Origin of the sequence: Rathayibacter sp. AY1D5, from assembly GCF_002932515.1 — a bacterium.
Lineage (GTDB): Bacteria > Actinomycetota > Actinomycetes > Actinomycetales > Microbacteriaceae > Rathayibacter.
In genome coordinates this window covers 1-22251 of the sequence record NZ_PSVU01000032.1, presented here as the reverse complement: position 1 = coordinate 22251, position 22251 = coordinate 1, and the positions used below count along the sequence as shown (strand labels likewise).

The following is a 22251-nucleotide window of genomic DNA, read 5'->3' as shown; positions in this document are numbered from 1 at the left end:
CCTGCCTGAGGATGTGCGGCGCTCCTCACCCTCCCTGGGTGAGGCCGGTGATCCGGTTGATGGCGACGGCGACGACGAAGGTGCCGAAGAAGTAGGACAGCAGGGCGTGGGCCAGGGCTACGCGGCGTGAGGGGGTGGAGGACTGGGTGATGCTGCTCGCGCTGTAGGCCATCCCGATCGAGAACGCGGTGTAGGCGAAGTCGCTGTAGGACGGTTCCTCGTCCTGGTCGAAGTCGAAGCGGTGGCGGTCGTCGAGGTAGTACATGCGCGCGTACTTGAAGGCGTAGACGGTGTTGATGAGCGCCCAGGCCGCGACGACCCCGACGACCGCGAGGATCGCGGCCGCGGATCCGACGGGGTCCTTCTGCTGGCTGCGGAGGAGTGCGACGACCACGAGGACGAGGCTGAAGAAGGTGGCGGCGATGATGAGCGAGTCGACCAGCTTCCGGGACCGGTCCTCGTGGCGGGCGAGGTCGCGGGTGCGTTCCGGGCCGGCCGGCCACGCCGTCGACCAGGCCCAGACGAGGAACACCGCCGCGGCGATCGCCCAGCAGAGCAGAGGCGACAGATCGGGGACCGCAGTGGACCCTGAGCGCTCGGGCCGGAGATCCTTCAGACGGGCACGATCGGCCCCAGCACATTGAGCGCGACGACGGCCACCAGCTGGACGACGCCCGCGGTGACCAGTCGACCACCGAGGTGCGACGTGTCAGCGGGCCGCTCGGTCACCGAGCCGATCCGTACTGCTCCCGACGTCGTCCGGCACGTGAGTCAGGATGTCGCCCACCTGGCAGCCGAGGACCTCGCAGATGGCGTCGAGTGCTGAGGCACTCACACCATCCTCCTGCGAAGAGGGGGCGGTGTCAGCCGGAGAGGGCAGCGCCCGAGAGCGGGTGGGTCAGTCGTCGTCGCTGTCGGGCGCGGGTGCCTGATCGGTGCTGGTGCTCGAGGTGGAGTCGGACCAGACGGCTTGTGCGCCGGAGTCGCCGATGCGGATGACGTCGATGGTCGCTCCGACGGAGATGGCGATCGCTGCGACGGCGAGCACGATTCCGACGAGGGGGCGGCGGGTGGTGGCGGCTCGGTCCTCGGTTCGTCGCGTGCGGCGGAACCAGAGCCACTGGACCAGGGCGACGAGGAACAGGCCGGCAGCCCAGGGGAGCAGGTGGTCGCCGAGCTCGGTGTGCTTCTCGAGGATCGCGGACGGCTCCGTCTGTCGTTCGAGCGCTTCACCGGCCTGCGTGGTGAGCGGGACGGCGATCAGCGCGGCGAGGGCGATGATCGGGGTGAGGATCCCGAACTTGCGGCGGGCGGCCGGCCAGAGGCTGCCGAGGATGAGCATCAGTGCGGCGAGGGGGAGCAGAACCACGACGGCGTGCACGAGGAGCGGGTGGAGGGGGAGGCCGTTGATCTGCCAGTCGTTCATCGGGGGCGCCTTCGGTCGAGAGGGGGGCTGTCCTCGTGACGCTAACGCGCCCCGCCCTGCGCGCTCTGCCGTTGGACGTGTTCGTGTGAGCCCTCGAACGATCACTCGCCCGTCCTCCGAGCCGACTCCCCGCTTCACCGCCGATATGCGAGGAGCCGACCGAGCGGAGTCAGGACGTGTGCCGGCTCGCCGGTGCGATCAGGCGGCGGAGCCGGTCGGTCACGAGAAGGGCACCGGCGGCGTCGATGGTGAGGACGTCGACGTCGAAGCGGTCGGTGACGGTGTCGAGCGTCCCGACGCCGCCGGCGAGGATCGCGGTCGCGAGGACGTCGGCGGTGACGATGTCCTCGGCGATCACGGACACCTGCACGAAGGGGACGTCACCGGGCTCGGCAGGTCGGCGCCAGACGTGCTCTCCGCGTTCGGCGGCCCCGGAGGTGGCGATCGCGCGGCGACCGTCGCCGAGGGGGACGATGCAGAGCAGCGCCTGCCGGTCGCCGGGATCCACGATCCCGATCGTCCAGCTGTCGGCGGGCGAGGTGAGGACGTCTCCCCCGACATCGAGGAGCCATTCGCCGTCGCCGAGCAGCCGGGCCGCGTGCGCCATGGTGGTCGCTTTGACGGTTCCGGCGAGGTCGATGACCCCGTCGGGCCGGTGCGGGGTGAAGGCGCCGTCCGTCGCCGTTCGCCAGTGCAGCGATTCGGTGTAGGCGGTCCGCATCTGCTCGGACGCGGCCGTCAGCGCGAGCTCGCCGCGGGCGATCCGGGACGCCTCCGACTCCGGCCGGTACAGGCTGAAGCGGGCGTCGGCGTCGGCGAAGACGGCTTCGACGTCGCCGACCGGGGTGTCGTCGGCGGCGCGCAGGCTGACGACGGTGCCCATCGTCGTGAACGTGTGCACGGTCAGAGTCCGGCCTGGTCGATCGCCGATTGCAGGGAGGTGAGGTACCCGTCGCTGGTGTAGGTCGCTCCGCTGACCGCCTGCACGTTCGCGGACTGGGCGGCGAGGACTTCTTGACGCAGGATCGGCGCGGCCCGGTGCGAGATCGACACGGACCGGCCGTCCTTGTCCGTGAGGTGCACGGCCGTGACGTCGGTGATCTGCCCGCCGGCGACGGTGATCGCGACCTGCACAGCGCCGAAGCGAGTCGGAACAGATGAGCCGGTCCACGTGCCGTCGGCCGAGGCGGACGGGCGCGCAGGGGCCGTCGAGCGCGTACCGGCCGGCGGGTAGGTGGGCGCGCCGGCGGAGGGCGTCGTCGAGGCGGGGGCGCCGGCCGGGGTCGGCGTGGTCACCGCGGGAGCCGCTCCTTCCGTGGCTGTGGTGGCGCTCGTCCCGGTGGCGAGCGGGGAACCGGTGGCGCCGGCTGATCCCATCTGCCAGCCGCCGACGAGGACGGCGAGGGAGGCGAGGACGCTGGCGACTGCTGCTCGTGTTCTCACCAGTCGAACCTCTCCACGTGGATCTGCCGGTCGGGCAGGCCTGCCGCTCGCGCGTCGCGGACGACGAGGTCGGCCCAGGCGGTGGGACCGCAGACGAACAGGTCGGAGTCGAGCAGGCCCGGCAGCGCCGAGGCGAGCGTCACACCGCGGGCGACGGACTCGGCGGACATCCACGTCGCGAGCCCTGCGGGCCGCCGGCCGATCATCCCGAACAGTGCGCCGTGGCTGCTGCGGACCAGTGTCTGTGCCTCGGCCCAGAGGGAGGGCGGGGAGTCGTCGGTGGCGCGCAGCAGGAGGGTGGCCTCGCCGGGGCGCAGGCCGCCGTGCTCGAGGAGCGCTCGAGCGGGGGTGATGCCGATGCCGGCGGCGATGATCGCGAGGCGCGGGGCGGTGCGGGCGACGTCGGTGAAGATCCCGTAAGGGCCCTCGATCGAGACCGCAGTCCCGGAGCGCAGTCGTGCGAGCCGGTCGGTCCCGGCTCCGAGTGCGCGGACGGTGATCCGCGCGCGAGTGTCGGTCGGGACGGCGGAGAAGGAGATCGGGTGGGCGTGCCACCAGGTGCCGTGGCTCCAGAACCGCCAGATCGCGTACTGCCCGCCGATCACGCCGAGGCGGGAGAGGTCGCGGCCGGAGAGGTGGATGGAGAAGACGCCGGGGGCGATCGTCTCGACGGCCTCGACCTGGATCCGGTGCCGCAGGGTGGCGAGTACGGGCACCGCGAACCGGAACCTGGCGATCGCTCCGAACGCCAGGACGTAGAGGGCGAGCCAGTAGACGCGCTGCGGGGTGCTCCCGGCGAGGACCTGGCCGGCGGAGAGCTGGTGGGGGACGGCGACGAGGACCGCCGCGTAGCTGAGGAGGTGGATCGCGTGCCACGCCTCGTACGCGAAGCGGCGGCGCACGGCGACGAGGGAGGTGACGACGACGAGCACCAGCAGGGTGCTGCCGAGCAGCGCCAGGAGCATGTCGGCGCCGGAGTACAGAGCGAGTGTCTCGTTCCACAGCGTCAGCCCGTCGGTGAGGGCGTAGCCGACGGTGAGCAGGGCACCGTGCCCGAGGATCAGAGACAGGGCGGGCTTGCCGAGGCGACGGTGCAGCGCCATCGCGGTGTCCTGGCCGAAGGTGCGATCGATCCAGGGGATCCGGGCGGCGAGGACGAGCATGACCAGGATCAGGTCGGTGCCGACGAGGCCGGCGACGATCCCTGCGGCCGTGAGAGCTCCGGCGATATCGGTGGCCTCCGCGGGCCCGCCGGCTGCGAGGTAGAGCGCGATGGCGAGGGCGACCGAGACCCAGCTGGCGGTGACGAGCGCGTCCGCGGAACGCAGGCGCCGACGCAGGGATCGCTCGCGGTCGGCCTGCGACCGCCGCAGCGTGGTCGGCGCGTGGGGTGCGGGTGCGTTGGTCGGTCGGATCGTGGTGCTCACGGCGGCGCCCTCCGGTCGGTGTCGCATGCGCCGACCTCGGGTTTCCGGGGGCGCGCTCCTACCGTCGCGGGGGAGTCTTGGTGTCGACTATGAGGGATGCGTGCCGATTCCCCGCCGGAGCCCGATTCGTGTTCGAGGTCTCACATGTCACCGCTCGGGCAGCACGACCGTCACCCTCACTCCGGCGGGTCGACAGTTCTCGATGGTGACCGATCCGTCCGCGGTGTCAACGAGAGCTGCGACGAGGGCGAGCCCGAGCCCGCTGCCGCCGTCGCGGCTGGTGCGCGCCTCGTCGGGTCGAGAGAAGCGTTCGAACGCGTGCGGCACGAACTCCTCCGGGATGCCGTGCCCAGTGTCCCGGACGCTCAGCTCGAGGGTGGAATCGTGCTGCTCGAGGAGGAGGGTGATGCGTCCGGCAGGAGGTGTTGCGGCGATCGCATTCGCGCCGAGATTGTCGAGGATCCGCGAGAACGCGCTCACCGAGAGCGGGTAGGGCGCGTCGGCGCGCTCGATCGCGGTATCGAGCTCGATGTCGGGGCCGGTGCCGCCGGTGATCGTCCTCAGCCGGTCGACGGAGTCCATCAGCTCGGTCTCCAGCTCGCTCGCCGTCGCGCGCGCGGTGACGGGCGGGGCGGCGTCCAGCCGGGAGAGCTCCAGGAGGTTCGTCGCCAGGCGGGACAGGCGGGCGAGGGACCCCTCGGCGGCGCGAATCTCTTCTTCGAGGGCGTCCGCGTCGCCGAAGTGCCGGTGCGCGAGTTCGAGCTGGGTGTTGACGACTGCCAGCGGCGTGCGGATGTCGTGGCTTGCCGCGGACACCATCTGCCGCTCCCGATCGGCGGTGTCCCGCGTCCGAGCGATGAACGCGTTCAACGTCTCCGCCAGATCCGACAGCTCATCAGTCGCCGGGCCTACGGGAAGCTCGCCGCCGTGCCGGTCGCCGAGCGACGCGGCGGTGCGGCGCATCCGCTCGACCGGACGCAGGGCGGCGCCGGTGAGCAGCCATGCGGCGAGGGCGGACAGGATCACGAGGGCCGCGGCGCTGACGAGCAGCGTCCGGTCCAGGGCCGCGACGGTCAGGTCGCTGCCGGCGCCGCTGCGAGCCGCCCACAGCTCCCACGTGCCCGCACTCGTGTCCAGGGTCCGGGAGACGATCGTGAACCGGACGTCCTCGTCGGTCATCACCGTCGAGGTGCCGTCGCTGCCGGTGCTGCGCTCCAGAACCTCGTGGACGTCGTGCGGCATCGTATCGACGGGGACCGCTCCGCCGGGAGCGCGCGCGAAGATCAGGATCCCCTCGGCCGGAGGGTCGGGGGTCTCGGTCGGGTCCGATCCCAGATCGGCGAGATACGGGGCGAGGTCGCCCTCGGCGAGGGTCACCTCGGACGCGACGACGATGCTGCGGAACTGCCCGTGCAGCACGAGGGTGATCACGCCGACCCCGATCAGCGCGACGAGGAGGCTGCCGAGGGTGATCCGGGAGCGGATCGACAGGGAGCGCAGCAGCCTCACTCGGCGCGCTCCAGCCGGTATCCGGCGCCGCGGACGGTCGTGATCCGGAGGCCTGTGTCGGCGAGGGCGAGCTTCTTGCGGAGGTAGCTGACGTACTGATCCACGAGGGTCGGCTCGAACGTCTCCGTAGACCCCCACACTTCGGCGAGGATCTCCGTCCGGGTCAGTACCTCATCGAGATGCACGGCGAAGAAGCGCAGCAGCGTGAGCTCCTTGACACTCAGCGCGAAGGGACGCTCTCGGACCGTCGCGCGCACGGACAGGGCATCCAGGCGCAGCGCTCCGATCTGGACCACTGGGTGCGGGCCGCTGGCGCGGCGCCGGATCTGTGCGCGGATCCGGGGGCTCAGCTCGCCGAAGTGGAACGGCTTGGTGACATAGTCGTCGGCGCCCGAGTCCAGCCCGAAGATCCGGTCCTCGACGGCGTCCCGCGCCGTGATCAGCACGACCGGGACGGTGCTGCCCGACTCCCGCATCCGTCGGCAGACCTCGAACCCGGTCATCCCTGGCAGCATCACGTCGACGACGGCGACATCGACGTCTCCCGCGGTGAAGGCGATCAGCGCGTCGACGCCGTTGTCGACGAGCTGCACGTCGTAGCCGTCCTCCCGCAGTCCCCGCTCGACGAGGGCACCCATCTGCGGGTCGTCCTCGACGACGAGGATCCGGGACATCAGACTGCGCCGGACGTGCCGAGCAGCAGGCCGATCAGGAACGTCGCCGCGAGGGCCAGAGCGCCGCCGACGACGATGCGGATCATCGGGCGCAGAGCCGGGCTGCCGCCGACCCGTGCGCTGATGTATCCGGTCGCGGCGAGGGCGATCAGCACCACGGCGAAGGTCACCGGAACCCTCCAGTCCGGCGGAGGGAGCAGGATCGCCAGCAGCGGCAGCACGGCTCCCAGGAGGAACGCCAGCGCCGAGGCGCCGGCGGCGGCGAGCGGGCTGGCGACCGCTTCCTCGTTCAATCCGAGCTCCGCTTCCAGATGTGCGGTCAGAGCGTCGTTCTCGGTCAGCTCGCGGGCGACCTGATGCGCTGTCTCCGGGGTCAGGCCACGCGCTCGATAGAGCCAGGCGAGTTCTTCGAGCTCCCCGTCGGGATCCTCGGCCAGCTCGACCCGCTCCTTCGCGATCAGTGCGCGCTGGCTGTCGCGCTGGCGGCTCACGGACACGTACTCGCCGAGCGCCATCGAGATCGCACCGCCGACGACCCCTGCGACGCCCGCCGTCAGGATCGGTGCCGTGGCGGTCGTCGCTCCGGCGACACCCACGACGAGAGCGGCGACCGAGACGATGCCGTCGTTCGCGCCGAGCACGCCCGCTCGCAACCAGTTCAGCCGCCCTGAAATCGCGCTGTCGTGCGGTTCCGCGCGGGGCGAGGAGGGCTGAGGCGTGAATGGGGTCGACATGAGGGCCATGCAAGCACCCACCCCTCGGTAGCGCTAGCCAGGCGAGCCTGCCCGATCCCGTCAGTGCTGCACCGGCTGGGAAGAGACGAAGGGGAGAGGCAGAGCCCAGCGCCGGCCGGGAGTTAACCCATGGAGTCAGGGTGACACGGAAGCCCGTCATTCGCACTCGGACAGAGTCAGCGATGGTGCAGAGCCCCAGTCGAAGCGGCGATCTGCACACCTGGGTGGGCGAGGAGATGCGGACTGTGCGGGCGGGCTCACCGCTGTCAGCCGGTCTGCTGCGGGTCATCAGGAAGCCCGACGGCTCCTAGGCTGACCCGATGAGTTCCCCGGCACTGACCCGCCCTTTCGTGGGTGTAGCGCGCATCGCCGTCGGTGCAGCCGCGGTCGCGGTGATCCTCCACACCTACGCGCTGAGCATCGCGGCCGGCGACCCGAATCCGTTCGACTACTTCGGCTACTTCACGAACCAGACCAGCCTCCTCGCGAGCGCGGTGCTCATCGTCGCCGGATCGGTCGCGCTCGCCCGCCGTCCGACGCCGGTGTGGCTGAGCTACGTCCGCGGCGCGGCGACGGCCTACTCGATCGTCGTCGCCGTGATCTACAACACCCTCGTACCCGGTACCGGGACGGCTCCGCCCTGGGTCAGCGCCGTCCTGCACGTGGTGCTCCCCGCGCTCGTCCTCCTCGACTGGATCGTCGTCGCCGACCGCGGACCGCTCTCCTGGCGCCGGCTGTGGGTGGTCCTGCCCTACCCGATCGTCTGGGTCGTCGTCGTGCTCGTCCGCGGAGCGACCGACGGGTGGGTGCCCTACGGCTTTCTGCTCCCCGAGAACGGGACGCTCTCGCTCGTCCTGCACGTCGCCGGGCTGACCTGCGCGGTGCTCCTCGCGGGCGCGCTCGTCTGGGCACTGAGCCGACGCCGCAGATCGGCCGGTTGATGTCCTGTCCTCCGTCGCCGTGGATCATGAGGCGTGCTGATTCCCGACGTCGGGCGCGTCACCTCTCGTGCGCCGCGGCTCGGCCGCAGCGGGCTCTGATCACGCGCGACACGAGATCGATGACCAGCAACCCCGACATCAGTTCAGTCTCGCGAACCCGAGCGCCTTGTGCGCGTCCCGTATGGGGATCGTCGAGCGATCACCTAAACGCCTTGGACCGACGCACGCCGCATCGCGACGGCGGGACGATAGAACCCCTGGGAGCCGCCGTCTCTCACCATTCGTCGCCCAGCTTGCGGAGCCGGTTGTCCTCCGGCAGGGTCTGGCGCGAGAAGTCGTGCAGAACGTCGGACGACGCCGTTTCCTGTCCGTCGCGTTCAGCTCGTCGGATGGCCGCGAGGACGACGCATGTCACAGCCACGATCAACGCCGCAGCAGTCGTCAACGTCATCCATGTCGGCTGAACGGTCGAACCGTCCGAGCACAGCGGGTTCCAGAGGAACCCCTCTCCGGTCAGGCTGCCTCCGCCGCGGGTCCGGCACGTCTCGCTCGGGTCCCACATGTAGATGGAGGCAACCGCTCCCATGACGGCTGCGAGACCGCCGAAGACCAAGGCGAGAACGACGGGCGTCGCTGCACTCGGTCGCGGGGGCTCTCCAACGGTCATCGGGACATCATGCACTGCACTTCACGGGATCGATCAAGAACCGGAACAACAGAGGCGGCTGCGAGCGCCCCGCAGGGAGGTCATCGCGCAGCGACACTTCACCGACACGCAGAATCTCGTCCGAAGGGAAGCGGAACGGGTTGAGGGAGAGCAGGTCATCCGCCGTCATCCCCGCTCCTCCCTTTCTCGTGAGGTTGGGGCGACCGGATGGAGTGGCCGCGGTTCCCTCAGGGGCCACAGCGCATTGCTCGTGGCCGGGCTCGTGGATGAGCCCAGAGAGCGCGGACGCCCTTTCGTCGTCGCGGGAGCGACGATCGCGGCTGCAGCCGTTCTCTGCGCTCCCGTGTACGACGCCGGTCTAGCCGTCCTCCGGACCGAGGGGGACGTGCCGACAGCTGCTCTCGGTGCGCCCGCCCGACGCGATGATCCCGAACAGCTGTCGAGCCAGCTCGGAACGACGCCGCAAGCGCGCATCAGCTACGGGCAGCGGTATGTCTTCGCGAAGTCGGTTGCCGTGAACTGCCTTCCCTCGGTCATGGAGTTCAGTGACGGGCAGGTGTCGTTGTTGTGCGCCGCCGCTACGAAGGGGGTCGCTGCTTGTGGGACGCAGCCGTAGTCCTGGTCGGGCTGGTCGAGGATGCGCAGCTGACCCGTCTCCCCGGCGGCGAGGTGAAGATCGGACCAGGAGCAGGACCAGGTGAGTGAGGCTCCGGTGTCGTTGGTGATGCTGACGTAGTGGGAAGGGCCATGCACTCCGAACAGCAGATCACCTACCCACAGAACCGCGGCCGCCACTACGGCTAGAGCGCCCAGCGCGATCGACAGTCTCACCGACCGTCGTTGGCGGGGTGGCGTCTGCCGGTCCGGCGAGAGCCCGCTCGGATCCCAACTGTCCAGACCTTCAACCACGGCGTCTCCCCTCAATGGGCGAGAAACGGCCTCGACGGCTGCCCAGCTCGAGTCCGCCCACGGGAGAAGAGTAGGCGTGATGCGGCTCTCACCACGAGGAGCTACCGGCTCGCGACCGAGAGCGTCCGCAAGGCGTTCGTTCACAGACGCATTGCGGGACCGGCGATGTTCGTTCGTGAAGTTTGAGACGAAACCGTGCTCTGAGGGCATTCACTACTGAGGGGGTGATGTCGGATGGTCGGTGCTGCTGAGGTGACGCTGGTAAATCGTCTTCGCGGCGGTGACCCTTCGGCGCTGGATGCTCTCTTCCGGATGCACGGCCGCGCGGTCTACCGGGCCGCGGGAAGCTTCCTCGCGGACGCCGGTCATGCCGAGGACGTCGTGCAGGAGAGCTTCTTCCTGCTCTGGCAGCGCCGCTCGGGCGTGCGCATCGTGGGGGAGTCGGTGCTGCCCTGGCTGCTGGTCACGGTACGCAACCTCAGCTTCTCGACCAACCGCCGCGAGCAGCGCCGACGCGACCTGCCCCTCTCCGACGACACCGCCTCTCGCGGCGTCGACGCGGAGACGAGCGACCGGCTGCTCGACGTGCGGCGTCTGGTCGAGCAGATGAGCGCGACGGACCGGGCGATCTGGACGGCGTGCATCGAGGACGACCTCAGCTACAGCGATGCCGCTCGCTCCCTCGGCCTGTCCCACGGGACTGTCCGCAACCGCCTCTCGCGGGTGCGGACATCACTGGCGAGAACCCTGACGGAACGGACAGAAGACCATGGACGATCCTGACCTGAGCGACGAGCAGCTCGAGCGCATCAGCGCACGCCTCGCGCACCGCATCCGCCGCCGCCGACGTCTCGGCCAGGCCGCGGCGGTGACGCTCGCCGGCATCGCCGGCGCCGTCCTCAGCGCGGCAGTCCTCACGGCGGTGACGACCGAGCGCGGCACTCCGGTCGCAGCGCCCGTCACCTGCTGGGAACCGGACGGACAGGGCGTTGCCCTGTCGGGCGAGATCCAGACACCCGCAGAACACTCCACTGCGTCGCTCGCCGCGGCGTGCGCTGCGCTCGCGGGCACCAACGGAGACGGAACGGACGCCGCCCTGTTCTCCCTCGCAGGAACTCAGGTGTGCCAGGAGGGCGGCCGAATCGACATCTTCACGGACCTGACCACCACAGTCGACTGCACCAACCCGCCCACGACCCGGACCGGAGTCGACCAGTGACCTTCAGACGCACGAGAACCCTCGCCCTCAGTACCCTCTGCCTCTCCGCGGCGCTCCTCGCCAGTGGATGCGCGACGAGCGCCAGCAGCCCCGGGTCGCCGTCGACGGCGCAGCTGCCGGGTGAACTGCTCAGCGCCGAAGACGCGACCAAGCCCGTCTACGAGACCACCGCTGTCATCGGCGATCAAGGATCAGGCGGATGGCTGCTCGATCACCCCGTCAGCCTTCGCATCACCGGCACCGACGGCCGGTCGCAGCTCAGCGTCGACGGTCCCTGCAACACGCTCACCTACGACCTCCAGTCCGCCGGCCTGCAGACCTCCGTATGGGTGGTCACCGGAGGCCCCGCGACGACGTACGTCGGCTGCCTCGACGCCGCCGACGAACGAGAGCAGTGGCTCATGGACGTGCTGGGCGCCGAGGACGTCAGCCTTACCCAGACCTCCACGACGATGCGCATCCGCTCCGGCCCCGTCACCATCGACGCCACCGCCAGCACGTCCCCCATCTCCACCGAGACGCCTGCCGAACCAACAGAGATGACGGAGTCCCTGACACCCACCGTCCCGACGGAGGGCCCACCGGGCACCCCCATCGCCACCGCCGCCTCTGAGGGGCCGATCATCGACGTCCAGCAGCTGACGAACCCGGCGCTCGACCTGGCCAACGGCACCGGAGTCCAGCTCTCGACGCTCAGTGCGGAGGAGAAGAAGCAGTACCCGATCTACGCGGTCGGAACCACGTACGAGGAGCTCGCCGCTTATGACCCCGCTCTCGCGGACCACTACTGGGTCGCACAGGACGAGCCGGTCTGGGCGCTGACCGTGCACGCGCCCGCGGAGAGAACAGACGTGCCCTATGGCTTCGACCTCCATCGGGTGGACGTCTTCACCGCCGTCTACGACGGGATCAGCGGAGAGCTCCTGACGTCACAGGGCGATGTCGACCTCGCGTCTCTCGGTGCGCCCGGCGAGCTGATCACCGCCGGATAGATCCTTAGTTACCGTCCGTATGGGAATCCCCAAACGGGACGCCAGAGGCGATGCGGATGAGGCGAAGCGCGCGATTGCTTGGTGGCGCGCTCGCTACGCTCACGTGATGGTCGGCCTCTCGCAGTGGCGCCGGCGAGCTGACGCTCGCCGTTCGCGCCGCGCCCGGTTCCGGGTTCTGCTCGCTGAGGTTTGTGGTGAGTGCTCGCACCCCTGGGTGGAGCACCTCGCGGACGCCGGCCTGGTCGGCAGCCCCGTGTGCTCGGAGTGCGTCTACGAGCTCGAGCATGGGTTCAGTAGCGGACCGATTTGTCACCGACCGGTTCCGATCGATGTGTTGAGTCGCGCTGATGCCGCTGCGGCGGCGGCAGGGCAGGGCCGCAGTGATCAATTGGTCGGAGGAGGCCGGATTCGGGTCGCAAAAGAAGACCGTGACGCCTCTTCGATCGCGACCCTGCGCGAAGCGACAGCCGCTCTCTTCTTCGGGCTGGTCCAGCCCAGAGATGTGATCGCTCTGGCGGCAGATCTTCTCGCAGCGGGGAGTGACGGCGTGTCCCTCGTCGCACTCGCGTCTCTCTACTCCAGCGCCACTCCCGCCGACGTCTTCGACCTCAGCTTCGCGGCACTCATCGAGGCGGGCGCGCGACCGCTAGATCGGGACGGGGAAGAGATCCCGCTTCTCGCGCTGCGCGTCGCATGCCTCCGGTTGCTCGACGGGGACTGGGATCTCCGCTCCTTCTCCTCCTGGGTGCACGACCGCATTGGCCACGAAGGACCGGCAGCTGCGCAGCCCCTTGTCGAGGTCGATGACGAGCTCGACGCACGAGGCATCGGAGCCGGCGAGCGATACCGCCAGAAGGTCCTTCGACTCGCCGCCACCTTCCTCGCTGACACAGAAGGACCGGCGAGCGAGGATCACTAGCGAATCCGTCCGGTGCACGATCGTCAACCGGTCAGTTCCGAGGGCTGGTGTCACCCCAGAGGTCTGTGGGTAAGCACGGCGGCCGGGTCGGGAGACCCGTAACCGAACTCCCCACCAGTGGCTTACCTCACCCGGGTAGGTCCGCGGTGCGTGCTGGCACCGGGGACGTCCCAGGAGGACAGGAGGCCGAGCATCGAGCGCTTGTCCTCGAGGTCGGGGTTCCGGGTCAGGAGGAGGTGCAGATTTCGGACGATGAGGTCGAAGTGCTCTCCCTCGGTCCGCCCTCCGGGGCGGGAGCGAGACGACGCCTCGGCTGGCCAGAGCGAGTCGGTGCCGAGCATCATCTTGACTGGGTACACGCTGACGCCAACCTGCACAGTGACGGGGTAGTAGGAGTTCGTGACGTCCTGTCGTCTCGGTGGGGCCGCGAAGCTCACGAATTCTGCTGCGGGTGCGTCGTATGTGAAGCCGCTCGCGGTCCACAGCTCGAACATCCAGTCGGTCCACAGCGCTACGTCGTCGGGGACGCCCTCGACGTTCGAGTCGCGCTCCATACTGCAGAACAAGGTCCACATGTCGAGTCCCGTGAAGCCGACCATCTTCTCCACGAAAGCTCGCAGGGCGCGGTCAGCCGTCTCGGCGTCGTAGAGCAAGCTGATGTCGTCAGTCACGAGCGCTCCTCTTTCTTTTTGGTCAACGTGGATGGGCGTGGCCAGGCGAGTACGGCTCAAGGGAGTCCCACGGGCTGTTGCTGCTGGTGCGAGTGGTTTGGCCTACTTTGCCCAGCGACGAAGGCGGCGCAGCGTCTTGGGATCTGCGCGCACGATGCCGACGTCCCGATGGAACCGGAATCGAGGGGGAGCATCGACCAGCTCCAGTGCGGCGCGTGCCGAGTGCTGGATCGTGTCGGAGTCGCCTGTTGATCGCCGCCGACGGGCGAGCTCGCGGCCGCACTGCCCCGAGGACGCCGCGCGGCTCGTCGGGTGGAGTCGCGCGACGCTCTACCGCCACCAGGCCAATGCCTCCCGATGGGCGGCTACGGGGCGCCCGGACAATTTGAGCTAGTCCGGCCAGCGACAGGCGCTGCTACGCCTGAATTGACTCTGACTCATAGAAGGGTTTCGGGGGATCCTATTCCGACCGCACCCGCGCCGTGAACCGGCTGCGCGCCATCCTGGTCCACTACTTCCCGTCGCTGGAGGGAGCATTCAACTACGCGACGACCAGGGGACCGCTGGTACTGCTCACCCGGTACGCGACGCCTGGAGCGATCCGGCGGATGGGGGAGAGCAGGTTGGCGGCATGGTTGAAGGGGCAGGGCTGCTGGAAGTCCACGGCGGTGGCCAAAGTCGCGGTCGATGCCGCGCGCGAGCAGACCTCGACCGTGACTGGGGAGGCGGCTGCGGCTCGGCTGGTGAGCCGGTCTGCGCACGACCTGCTGCGCATCCGGGACGAGCTGGCCGACCTCGAGGCGGAAATGGATGCCGTGCTTCAGGGCAGTCCTTCTGCGGAGCTCTTGGTTTCGACTCCTGGATTCGGCCGAAGGCTTGCAGCAGACTTCCTCGCCGCGACCGGCGCCGACCTCGCCGCGTTCGAGACGCCCGACCGCCTGGCCAGCTTCGCGGGCCTCGCTCCTGTGCCTCGTGACTCCGGGAAGATCTCCGGCAACCACCACCGGCCCCGCCGCTACGACCGACGTCTGCTGAACGCCTGCTTCCAGGCGGCATTCATAGCCTCGAGAAACTGCCCAGTCTCTCGCTCGTTCTACGAACGCAAGCGACAGGAAGGCAAGTCTCACAAGCAAGCACTGATCGCTCTCGCTCGGCGACGAATCAACGTGATCTGGGCGATGTTCCGTGACCAGACCCGTTACAGCCCTCCACCCACAGACCCCTCCGGTTCCGCATCACTGAAGCTGCGGGCCTTGCCTCCGCTCAAGCCCCCGGTCGTCGCGCCGGGTGGTTCTCCACGCTGACGCCGCAACGACGCGCGGTGCGCTATGCCGTCGATGCACGAAACCGACGCGAACATCGGTGAGATGCAAGGAATTCGAGGCGAAAACAGGTCGAAAGCCGTTGTGTGGATGTACAGCGGTTCACGGCGGCGAGCCAGCTTCAATGGCAGCGTCAATTTCTAAGGTAAGCCTCACCAAACTTCCGGTGAAAGGTGATGCTGCGTGCTTTCGAATTATCTGATCGCTCTTCGGGAGGGCCTCGAAGCGGGCATCGTTGCCGGCATCCTGATCGCCGCGCTGACGAAAACCGGCCGCCGGCACCTGATCCCTGCATTGTGGCTCGGCGTCGCTTTCGCGATCGCCGTCTCGCTCGGAGTTGGCGCGGCGCTGACGTGGGGTCCGTACGGTCTCAGTTTTCAGGCGAAGGAGATCCTCGGTGGGACGCTGTCGGTCCTGTCGGTGGCTTTGGTGACATGGATGATCTTCTGGATGGCGCGCAACGCCCGCACCCTGAAGGGCGATCTCGAGGGACGAGTAGCGATCGCGGGCGGTGCTCTCGGGGTCGCGGTCCTCGGCTTCGTGAGCGTCGCGCGCGAGGGCGTCGAGACGGCACTCTTCCTGTGGGCGGCCGTGTCCTCGAATCAAGACGCTGGAGCCGCGGCGTGGGGCGCGGTCCTCGGTATGCTCACGGCGGCGGTCCTCGCCGTCGTCCTGTCGCTCGGCTTCGTCCGGATCGATCTGGGCCGCTTCTTCGCATGGACTGGATGGTTCCTGGTGATCGTCGCGGCGGGCGTGCTCGGCTACGCCGTGCACGATTTCCAGGAGGCCGGCCTCATCCCCGGAGAGGGGAATGCGCTGTTCGACATGTCGTCGCTCATCCCGCCGACGAGCTGGTACGGGGTCGTCCTGGCAGGAATCTTCAACGTCGCGCCCGATCCCAGCGCCGCCCGCTTCGCCGCCTGGCTCGGGTACCTCGTCGTGGTCGGGACGCTCTTCGGTGCGCAGCTACTGCGCCGGAGTGCTCCTCGTCCGGTCGTTGTCGTGGTAACGGTATAGAGCCGGCCTCGACACTTCGGTGTCCGAGGAGGAAGGGCGTCGACCGGCTGGACGCAGAACGCCCACGGCGTTCCAGCGTCCCAGGGAGGGAAGCGGGGCACCGGGGGCGGTTCGTGGAAGAGGAGGTCTCTCGCTCCGACCTCTCTACTTCCCGGTCAGGGTGGTCAGCAGTGTCCGGATGCTCGTCGTCTCGGCGGCCGGGTCGGGGCTGCCGGCGCGGACGGAGGAGAGAACGGGGTCGATCTGCTGGTCGACGTAGGTCCACGTCTGGCAGTTCGCGGCGCTCAGTGCGGGCTCCGCGTCGTCCCAGGCGGTCTCGAGGTCGGTGGCGCGGGCTTTCGCGCCGGCCTGATCGCCGCTGGTGACGAGGGCGAGGGTGTCGGCGGTGATCGTCTGGAAGTTCTGCACGTCGGCGGAGGGGAAGTCGGTCTGAACGGATGCCTTCGCGTCAGCTGCGGACAGCGTTCCCGACGCATCGCAGGCCGGGGCTGCGCCTTCCGGTGCCGGAGTGGTGTGCGGCTGGCTGTTCGTGAAGGCGAGCAGACCGACGACAGCGACGGCGAGGACCGCGAACGCGACGAGCGAGCGTCGCTCCCTAGCGACGGGCGGGGTGTGGTGCTCGGCCGCGCCCTTGTCGACGTCGGCCTTGCTGAGGGAGAGGTACACGACCGTTGCGAGGATCGCGAGCAGGAAGACGATGCTGGTGACGAAGGTGCCGAGCCCGAGGCCCTGCTCGTCGGGGGAGAGGCCGAGCCAGTCGCCGATGTTGGCGCCGAGGGGGCGAGTGAGGATGTAGGCGATCCAGAACGCGAGGACGGGGTTCGCCCCGTAGCGCCAGAGGCCCGTGACGATGGCGATCAGGGCGAGGGGCAGGAGGATCGAGACGCCAGGGCCCCAGCCGGTGAGCTCGAGAGTCCAGTCGCCGAGGGCGGTGCCGAGCGCGAAGGTGACCAGGACGGTGACCCAATAGAACGCCTCCCGCGGGGTGGTGTCGATGCTGTGGATCGAGAGGGTGCGCGCCTTCGAATACCAGACGCCGAACACGATCACGAGCAGCAGCGAGAAGACGAGGGAGCTGGCCCAGAGAGGCACTCCGAGCTGGTCGGTGAGGATGTCGGTGAGCAGGGTGCCGGTGACGCTCATCACCACGACAGTCAGCCAGTACGCGGCGGGCACGTAGCGTCGCAGCCGCATCTGCACGGCGAGCACGACCGCGGTGACGATGATGAAGATCACAGCCGTCGCGATGAGGCCGACGCCGAGGACCATGTTGATCCAGTCGGCGAAGCTCTCACCGACCGTGGTGCAGAGGATCTTGATTATCCAGAACCAGATCGTGACCTCGGGGACCTTGCTGAGCAGCCGCCGGCCGCGGGACGGTGCTGCCGTCGTTGAGATGTCCATGCCCGCAGAGTCCCAGCCGGGACGTGGGCGGCGGCTCGGGATGCGCCGTGCTGCGTTGTGTTTGCTCACAACGACCCGAAGCTCCGCGGTTCGACCAGGTCGGTACCGAGCCGATGGGCTCAGGTTCTGTGCTTTCACAACGGATGCGGGGGAATCCTCCGCACCCGGAGCCCGCGCATTCGTAGCGTGGACTCCTCCGGCGTGCTGCGCGCCGAGCGAGGAGGACGGCACTGATGCCGAACAGCGGACCCCCGGCCGATGGTGCGATCGCCTATCGGGCGGCGCGACGCTGGCCGCTGATCTCGGCGGGCCTCGCGGTGCTGCTCACGTGACTTCTGGCCGCGCTGATCTTCTACCGGGAGCACGACAAGCCGTTCGGGTTCGACACCGCGTGGATGAACGAGATCATCGAGCACCGGTCGACGTTCTGGTTGGTGCCGTCGCTGGTGATGAACAGCCTCGGCGGCGGGATCGTCGGCACGATCGTGATTCCGCTCGTCGTGTTCGTGGGGCTGCTGGTCTGGCGGGGTCGGTGGGCGGCGACGTACTTCGCGATCGCCGCGCCGCTGAGCGGGCTGCTGGTGCAGATCCTCAAGAACGCTGTCGGTCGTCCGCGGCCGCTGGAGATCCTCGTGAACGCCGACTTCGGCTCGTTCCCCTCCGGCCACAGCGCGAACGCCGCCACGACCGCGATGGTCCTCGCGATCGTCTTCCCGCTGTGGTGGGTCCGCATCGCCGGAGCCCTTTACACGGTGGCGATGATGCTCAGCCGCACCTACCTCGGTGCGCACTGGATCTCCGACACCGTCGGCGGGCTGCTCCTGGGCGCCGGGGTGGCGTTGATCGTCTGGGCGCCGCTCGCGGTCAGGCTGCACACCGAACGTGCTGCATCACCGTCGTTCCGTTGGCGGCGCTTCTCCGTGCACCGTGCTACCAGATGTGGGCGGAAGGCAGCGGGCGGCGCTGTCGGTGAGCGGGTCGCTGTGCGATTGTTCAACGGACCGGGCGAAGCCCCCAGCCCCGGGTGCCGCAGACTGCCCGACCATGGCGGCATGACGCATCTCACCGATCAGCGCCGCCGTCCGCTCCCTCGGATCCGCTCCCGCCTCCTCGCCGGCCGCTACGCCGCCTCGACGGTGCCCGAGGCGACGGCGCTGTTCTGGGTCCTCAAGGTGCTGACGACGGGGATGGGCGAGACGGCGTCGGACTTCCTCGCGACCGCGGTCGACCCGGTGATCGTTGTCGGAGTGACCGGGCTCGCGTTCCTCGCCGCGCTGGCGCTGCAGTTCGCAGCCCGCCGGTACGTCCCCTGGGTGTACTGGCTGGCGGTGCTGATGGTGAGTGTCTTCGGCACGATGGCCGCCGACGTGCTGCACGTGGTCGCCGGTGTCCCGTACCTCGTCTCCACCCTCGGGTTCGCGGTGGCTCTCGCGGCGGTCTTCCCCGTGTGGTGGCGGGTGGAGCGGACGCTGTCGATCCACTCGATCACGACGCCGCGCCGGGCCGCGTTCTACTGGCTCGCCGTCTCGGGGACGTTCGCACTCGGCACCGCAGCGGGCGACCTGACCGCGTCGACCCTCGGCTTCGGCTACCTGCCCTCCGCCGTCCTGTTCGCGGCGATCATCGCGATCCCCGCTCTCGCACACCGGTTCACGGGGCGGAACGCGGTCCTCGCGTTCTGGATCGCCTACGTCGTCACTCGCCCCCTCGGCGCCTCGGTCTGCGACTGGCTCGCGGATCCCGTCGCCCAGAAGGGCCTGGGCCTGGGCACCGGCCCGGTCACGCTCGCGGCCCTCGCGGTGTTCCTGCTGCTGGTCGCGGTGATCGCGCTCCGCCGACCGCGCGCGGCCGTCACGGCGACCCCCTGAGCGCTGGGCTCAGGCGTCGCGTCCGGCGCGGTTCTTCTGCCGCCAGTAGGTGAGGGCGATGCCGGCGAGGCTGAGAACGACGATGCCGACGAGGACGATGTCGATGTACTTCCCCACGAAGTCCGCGACGCCGGGGATCTGCCCGAGGAAGAAGCCGAGGAGGATCACGCCGGTGGACCAGACGGCGGCGCCGAGTGCGTTGAAGCCGACGAAGTGGCCGTAGTGCATCTTCCCGACGCCCGCGGCGACGGGGGCGAAGGTGCGCACGACCGGCACGAAGCGGGCGATGGTGACCGCCCAGCCGCCGAACCGGTCGAAGAACGACTGGGTGCGGGGGGCGCGCGAGCGGCTGAAGAGCCCGCTGTCCTTGCGCGCGAAGGTCCGCGGCCCGCTCGGGCGGCCGATGACGAACCCGAGCTGGTCGCCCAGGAACGCGGCGGCGGCGACCATCAGGATCACCAGCGGCACCGGCAGGGAGATCACGCCGGTCGCGACGAAGACACCGGTGAAGAAGAGGAGGGTGTCACCGGGGAGGAAGAACCCGATCAGCAGGCCCGTCTCGACGAAGGCGATCAGGCAGACCAGGGCGATCGCCCAGGGGCCGGCGCCGTCGAGGAGGGATTGGGGGTCGATCATCGGTTCTCCTTGCGAGAGGTCGGGTGGGGCTGCGTCGCGGGGATGCGGACGTCGACACCGAGGCCGTGGGGGGCGAGGTTGCGGAGTCGGAGCTCGCCGCCGGCGGCGCGGCTGAGACCGGCGACGATCGCGAGCCTGAGGCCGGCGCAGCCGTCGCGGGAGCGGGCGGAATCCGGGCGGGTGAAACGGTCAGTCGCGACCGCGAGGAACTAGTCAGGAACGCCCGGGCCGTCGTCGTCGACGGAGAGGACGATCTCTTCGGCGCGCTCGACGAGGGTCGCGCTGACGCTGCCGCCGTCGGGCGTCGCAGTGACGCCGTTCGCGAGCAGGTTGTCCAGGATCCGGCCGAAATCGGTCGGGGAGATCGGGTACCGGGCGGCGACGATCGAGGCGGGGGCGACGAAGTCGATCGCGAGGTCCCGCTCGCGGGCGAGCATCCGGGCGCGGTCGACGCTGTCGGCTACCTCCTCCCGCAGAGCCGCCGAGGAGGCGTCGCCGGTAGCGATGCCCGCGTCGATCCTCGACAGGATCAGCAGCCCGTCCGTCAGGGACTGCAGGCGGTCGATCGAGCGGCGCGCGTCGACGACATCGGCGTAGAGAGCCGCCGGATCGTCGCGGACCCGCTCAGCGAGCTCGAGCCGGGTGCGCAGCGCGGCGAGCGGGGTGCGCAGCTCGTGGCTCGCGTCGGCGACGAGCCGCCGCTCCCGGTCCGCCGACTCCCGCAGGTCCGCGATCAGCGCGTTCAGGGTCGAGGCGAGGTCGGAGAGCTCGTCGCGGGCGGGCCCGACCGGGAGCAGCTCGGTGGAGCGTCCCTGGCGCAGCCGGTCGGCGATCGCGCGCATCCTGCCGACGGGGCGCAGCGCGAGGCCGACCAGGACCCAGGACGTCACAGCGAACGCGACGAACAGGATCGCGAGGGCGATCAGGAGCGTCGTGCTGACGCCGCCGACGACGGCCTCGGCGGTGTCGCGGCTCTCCTCGATCAGCGCCTGCGACGCTCCCGAGCGGACCAGCTCGATCGTGGAGGCATCGAGGATGTGATCGAGCTGCTCGCGCACGACGACCGCGACGATCCCGAAGAACAGCATCGCGACCAGCAGGCTCGACACCGTGATCCGCACCCGGATCGACAGGGACCGCCAGCTCACGGCGTCACCCCGAGGCGATAGCCCGCACCCCGTCGGGTGAGGATCTCGACCGACGCCCCGGCCGCGGCCAGCTTGCGGCGGAGGTAGCTGATGTACTGCTCCGCGATGTTGTGGTCCACGAACTCCGCCGACCCCCACACCTCGAGCAGGATCTCCTCCCGCGGCACGAAGTCCCCGGCGCGCGCCGCGAGCGCGCGGAGGACGCCGAACTCCTTGGGGCTCAGAGGCAGGACGGCGCCGTCGACCGTCGCGGCGTGCGCGTAGGGGTCGACGCGCAGATTTCCCAGCACGACCGGTGCCCGGTTCGTGAGGTGCTCTCTGCGAATCATGGCTCGTAGGCGAGCGGAGAGCTCCTCGAAGTGGAACGGCTTGGCGAGGTAGTCGTCGGCGCCTGCGTCGAGGCCGAACACGCGGTCCTGCAGGGCGTCGCGGGCGGTGAGCATGATCACCGGGAGCGTGGCGCCGGTCGCGCGCAGGTGCCGGCAGATTTCGAAGCCGCTCATTCCGGGGAGCATCACGTCGAGAACTGCGGCGGCGTAGTCCGCGTCGCGCGCCGCGTTCAGCGCGTCGACCCCGTTCGAGAACAGGGCGACGTCGTAGCCGTCGCCGGTAAGACCCCGCTTGATGAGCTCGCCCATCTCGACGTCGTCTTCGACGACCATCACCGCGTCACGCATCCCGGCCTCCTACGGTCATGCTCGCACCCGTGGCGCGGCGGAACCGGCCTACTCCGCGGAGATATGCGGCTTCTCAGCGGTACGCACTGCATACAAAGGCAGCACGTGCGGCCCGATCGAGCAGCACGTTCCTGGTGCGCAGACGATCTCGGATGCGGGCACCGACATGGACGCCGACCTCCGGTCGACGCGGTGCTGTGCGCTGCGCGCATTTTGCCTGGAAGCCTTCGGCAGCGTACGGGCCTCCGGCGTCCACGCAAGCCGCTGCGCGGCCGGCTCCTCCGAGGTTCTCGACACGCGGTCGCTGCGCTCCCTCCCATCGCGCCGACAACCTCTCCTCCGCCTCCCTCCGGGTTGCGCTCCCACCTCCGACCCTGCTCGGCACTACGTGCCTTCCAGGCAAAAAAACGCTGGGAGAGAACGAAGAACAGGCGAGCCAGACCACCCCCGCTGGCTTGACAAATCTGATTGAGAATCACGGCAAAAAAACGATGAGGAAGAGGAAGAACATGCAGCAGATCACCACCGTCAGCACCTTCGTCCCGGCCGCGAACGAGGACGGGATGCAGAGCCAGTTGCGCCGGATCGCCGAGCGCGACGTCGACCTCTCAGGTCTGGCACGCAACGGGTGGGCGCTGGCACACACCG

At 69.3% G+C, this 22251-nt stretch carries 25 protein-coding genes; 8 read left to right on the top strand and 17 right to left on the bottom strand.

From position 1 onward, the window contains the following. Window positions 1-25: 25 nt before the first annotated feature. The 9 genes from C5C82_RS11000 to C5C82_RS10960 form a co-directional block, all read right to left on the bottom strand. Entirely contained in the window at window positions 26-559 is a 534-nt protein-coding gene (locus tag C5C82_RS11000) for a DUF1345 domain-containing protein (RefSeq protein WP_258066084.1), read from the bottom strand. 150 nt (window positions 560-709) lie between these two features. Next, window positions 710-835 carry a helix-turn-helix transcriptional regulator gene (locus C5C82_RS18255; RefSeq protein WP_181065426.1) on the bottom strand — a complete coding sequence of 42 codons (126 nt, stop codon included), beginning with the start codon at window positions 833-835 and terminating at the stop codon, window positions 710-712. Window positions 836-898: 63 nt separating this feature from the next. Beyond that, window positions 899-1426, bottom strand: coding sequence for a DUF2231 domain-containing protein (locus C5C82_RS10990; protein ID WP_104226519.1), 528 nt, complete (start codon window positions 1424-1426; stop codon window positions 899-901). A 169-nt stretch (window positions 1427-1595) separates the two neighbouring features. Continuing rightward, window positions 1596-2327 carry an FAD:protein FMN transferase gene (locus C5C82_RS10985; RefSeq protein WP_258066080.1) on the bottom strand — a complete coding sequence of 244 codons (732 nt, stop codon included), beginning with the start codon at window positions 2325-2327 and terminating at the stop codon, window positions 1596-1598. Between the two features lie 2 nt (window positions 2328-2329). Then, window positions 2330-2869 carry an FMN-binding protein gene (locus tag C5C82_RS10980; protein ID WP_258066079.1) on the bottom strand — a complete coding sequence of 180 codons (540 nt, stop codon included), beginning with the start codon at window positions 2867-2869 and terminating at the stop codon, window positions 2330-2332. Continuing rightward, a complete protein-coding gene (locus C5C82_RS10975; protein WP_258066078.1) occupies window positions 2866-4296 on the bottom strand; it encodes a ferredoxin reductase family protein in 1431 nt (476 codons plus the stop codon). Before C5C82_RS10975 ends, C5C82_RS10980 begins: the two co-directional genes overlap by 4 nt. Window positions 4297-4443: 147 nt before the next feature. Further along, complete coding sequence (locus tag C5C82_RS10970; protein ID WP_104355077.1) at window positions 4444-5805, bottom strand: cell wall metabolism sensor histidine kinase WalK; 1362 nt, start codon at window positions 5803-5805, stop codon at window positions 4444-4446. Further along, entirely contained in the window at window positions 5802-6479 is a 678-nt protein-coding gene (locus C5C82_RS10965; RefSeq protein ID WP_104355076.1) for a response regulator transcription factor, read from the bottom strand. The genes C5C82_RS10970 and C5C82_RS10965 overlap by 4 nt, the downstream gene beginning before the upstream one ends. Further along, a complete protein-coding gene (locus C5C82_RS10960) occupies window positions 6479-7213 on the bottom strand; it encodes a VIT family protein (RefSeq protein WP_258066076.1) in 735 nt (244 codons plus the stop codon). Before C5C82_RS10960 ends, C5C82_RS10965 begins: the two co-directional genes overlap by 1 nt. Before the next feature lie 320 nt (window positions 7214-7533). On the opposite strand from C5C82_RS10960, the gene C5C82_RS10955 reads away from it, so the two are divergent. Next, window positions 7534-8154, top strand: a complete 621-nt coding sequence (locus tag C5C82_RS10955; RefSeq protein ID WP_104355074.1) for a Pr6Pr family membrane protein — start codon at window positions 7534-7536, stop codon at window positions 8152-8154. A 274-nt stretch (window positions 8155-8428) separates the two neighbouring features. On the opposite strand, the gene C5C82_RS10950 is transcribed toward C5C82_RS10955, so the two are convergent. The 3 genes from C5C82_RS10950 to C5C82_RS10945 form a co-directional block, all read right to left on the bottom strand. Next, window positions 8429-8821 (bottom strand): hypothetical protein, encoded by a 393-nt coding sequence (locus tag C5C82_RS10950; RefSeq protein WP_104250836.1) that lies wholly within the window; start codon window positions 8819-8821, stop codon window positions 8429-8431. A gap of 7 nt (window positions 8822-8828) precedes the next feature. Continuing rightward, complete coding sequence (locus tag C5C82_RS17590) at window positions 8829-8990, bottom strand: hypothetical protein (protein WP_181068051.1); 162 nt, start codon at window positions 8988-8990, stop codon at window positions 8829-8831. 308 nt (window positions 8991-9298) lie between these two features. Further along, the gene (locus tag C5C82_RS10945; protein WP_146085982.1) at window positions 9299-9574 is read right to left on the bottom strand and encodes a hypothetical protein; all 276 of its coding nucleotides are present in this window, start codon (window positions 9572-9574) and stop codon (window positions 9299-9301) included. A gap of 390 nt (window positions 9575-9964) precedes the next feature. Between C5C82_RS10945 and C5C82_RS10940 the strand changes: the two genes are divergently transcribed. From C5C82_RS10940 to C5C82_RS10925, 4 genes are all read left to right on the top strand, one after another. Next, window positions 9965-10513, top strand: coding sequence for an RNA polymerase sigma factor (locus C5C82_RS10940; protein WP_104355072.1), 549 nt, complete (start codon window positions 9965-9967; stop codon window positions 10511-10513). Next, window positions 10500-10949 carry a hypothetical protein gene (locus tag C5C82_RS10935; RefSeq protein WP_104355071.1) on the top strand — a complete coding sequence of 150 codons (450 nt, stop codon included), beginning with the start codon at window positions 10500-10502 and terminating at the stop codon, window positions 10947-10949. Before C5C82_RS10940 ends, C5C82_RS10935 begins: the two co-directional genes overlap by 14 nt. Beyond that, window positions 10946-11941 (top strand): hypothetical protein, encoded by a 996-nt coding sequence (locus tag C5C82_RS10930; RefSeq protein WP_104355070.1) that lies wholly within the window; start codon window positions 10946-10948, stop codon window positions 11939-11941. Before C5C82_RS10935 ends, C5C82_RS10930 begins: the two co-directional genes overlap by 4 nt. A gap of 106 nt (window positions 11942-12047) precedes the next feature. Further along, window positions 12048-12860, top strand: coding sequence for a hypothetical protein (locus C5C82_RS10925; RefSeq protein WP_146082074.1), 813 nt, complete (start codon window positions 12048-12050; stop codon window positions 12858-12860). A 122-nt stretch (window positions 12861-12982) separates the two neighbouring features. Here the strand turns inward: C5C82_RS10925 and C5C82_RS10920 are convergent, their stop codons facing one another. Beyond that, window positions 12983-13531 carry a hypothetical protein gene (locus C5C82_RS10920; protein WP_104355068.1) on the bottom strand — a complete coding sequence of 183 codons (549 nt, stop codon included), beginning with the start codon at window positions 13529-13531 and terminating at the stop codon, window positions 12983-12985. A 482-nt stretch (window positions 13532-14013) separates the two neighbouring features. On the opposite strand from C5C82_RS10920, the gene C5C82_RS10915 reads away from it, so the two are divergent. Both C5C82_RS10915 and efeU read left to right on the top strand, forming a co-directional pair. Beyond that, entirely contained in the window at window positions 14014-14835 is an 822-nt protein-coding gene (locus C5C82_RS10915) for a transposase (RefSeq protein ID WP_104355067.1), read from the top strand. Between the two features lie 201 nt (window positions 14836-15036). Then, complete coding sequence (gene efeU / locus C5C82_RS10910; RefSeq protein WP_104355066.1) at window positions 15037-15870, top strand: iron uptake transporter permease EfeU; 834 nt, start codon at window positions 15037-15039, stop codon at window positions 15868-15870. A gap of 144 nt (window positions 15871-16014) precedes the next feature. Here the strand turns inward: efeU and C5C82_RS10905 are convergent, their stop codons facing one another. Further along, complete coding sequence (locus C5C82_RS10905; protein ID WP_104355065.1) at window positions 16015-17274, bottom strand: hypothetical protein; 1260 nt, start codon at window positions 17272-17274, stop codon at window positions 16015-16017. 395 nt (window positions 17275-17669) lie between these two features. Between C5C82_RS10905 and C5C82_RS18065 the strand changes: the two genes are divergently transcribed. After that, window positions 17670-19142 (top strand): phosphatase PAP2 family protein, encoded by a 1473-nt coding sequence (locus C5C82_RS18065; RefSeq protein WP_104355064.1) that lies wholly within the window; start codon window positions 17670-17672, stop codon window positions 19140-19142. A 9-nt stretch (window positions 19143-19151) separates the two neighbouring features. On the opposite strand, the gene C5C82_RS10895 is transcribed toward C5C82_RS18065, so the two are convergent. The 3 genes from C5C82_RS10895 to C5C82_RS10885 all read right to left on the bottom strand — a co-directional run bounded on the left by C5C82_RS10895 (window position 19152) and on the right by C5C82_RS10885 (window position 21603). Continuing rightward, window positions 19152-19778 (bottom strand): DedA family protein, encoded by a 627-nt coding sequence (locus tag C5C82_RS10895; RefSeq protein ID WP_104355063.1) that lies wholly within the window; start codon window positions 19776-19778, stop codon window positions 19152-19154. Between the two features lie 209 nt (window positions 19779-19987). Then, complete coding sequence (locus C5C82_RS10890; protein WP_104355062.1) at window positions 19988-20926, bottom strand: HAMP domain-containing sensor histidine kinase; 939 nt, start codon at window positions 20924-20926, stop codon at window positions 19988-19990. Next, the gene (locus tag C5C82_RS10885; protein ID WP_104355061.1) at window positions 20923-21603 is read right to left on the bottom strand and encodes a response regulator transcription factor; all 681 of its coding nucleotides are present in this window, start codon (window positions 21601-21603) and stop codon (window positions 20923-20925) included. The genes C5C82_RS10890 and C5C82_RS10885 overlap by 4 nt, the downstream gene beginning before the upstream one ends. Window positions 21604-22251 lie beyond the last annotated feature (648 nt).

Bases quoted from the DNA above. Each gene is read 5' to 3' on its own strand.
- C5C82_RS10990 (WP_104226519.1), bottom strand. From the start codon at position 1,426: ATGAACGACTGGCAGATCAACGGCCTCCCCCTCCACCCGCTCCTCGTG.
- C5C82_RS10965 (WP_104355076.1), bottom strand. From the start codon at position 6,479: ATGTCCCGGATCCTCGTCGTCGAGGACGACCCGCAGATGGGTGCCCTC.
- C5C82_RS10960 (WP_258066076.1), bottom strand. From the start codon at position 7,213: ATGTCGACCCCATTCACGCCTCAGCCCTCCTCGCCCCGCGCGGAACCG.
- C5C82_RS10955 (WP_104355074.1), top strand. From the start codon at position 7,534: ATGAGTTCCCCGGCACTGACCCGCCCTTTCGTGGGTGTAGCGCGCATC.
- C5C82_RS10950 (WP_104250836.1), bottom strand. From the start codon at position 8,821: ATGACCGTTGGAGAGCCCCCGCGACCGAGTGCAGCGACGCCCGTCGTT.
- C5C82_RS17590 (WP_181068051.1), bottom strand. From the start codon at position 8,990: ATGACGGCGGATGACCTGCTCTCCCTCAACCCGTTCCGCTTCCCTTCG.
- C5C82_RS10940 (WP_104355072.1), top strand. From the start codon at position 9,965: ATGGTCGGTGCTGCTGAGGTGACGCTGGTAAATCGTCTTCGCGGCGGT.
- C5C82_RS10935 (WP_104355071.1), top strand. From the start codon at position 10,500: ATGGACGATCCTGACCTGAGCGACGAGCAGCTCGAGCGCATCAGCGCA.
- C5C82_RS10925 (WP_146082074.1), top strand. From the start codon at position 12,048: ATGGTCGGCCTCTCGCAGTGGCGCCGGCGAGCTGACGCTCGCCGTTCG.
- C5C82_RS10905 (WP_104355065.1), bottom strand. From the start codon at position 17,274: ATGGACATCTCAACGACGGCAGCACCGTCCCGCGGCCGGCGGCTGCTC.
- C5C82_RS18065 (WP_104355064.1), top strand. From the start codon at position 17,670: ATGAACGAGATCATCGAGCACCGGTCGACGTTCTGGTTGGTGCCGTCG.
- C5C82_RS10895 (WP_104355063.1), bottom strand. From the start codon at position 19,778: ATGATCGACCCCCAATCCCTCCTCGACGGCGCCGGCCCCTGGGCGATC.
- C5C82_RS10885 (WP_104355061.1), bottom strand. From the start codon at position 21,603: ATGCGTGACGCGGTGATGGTCGTCGAAGACGACGTCGAGATGGGCGAG.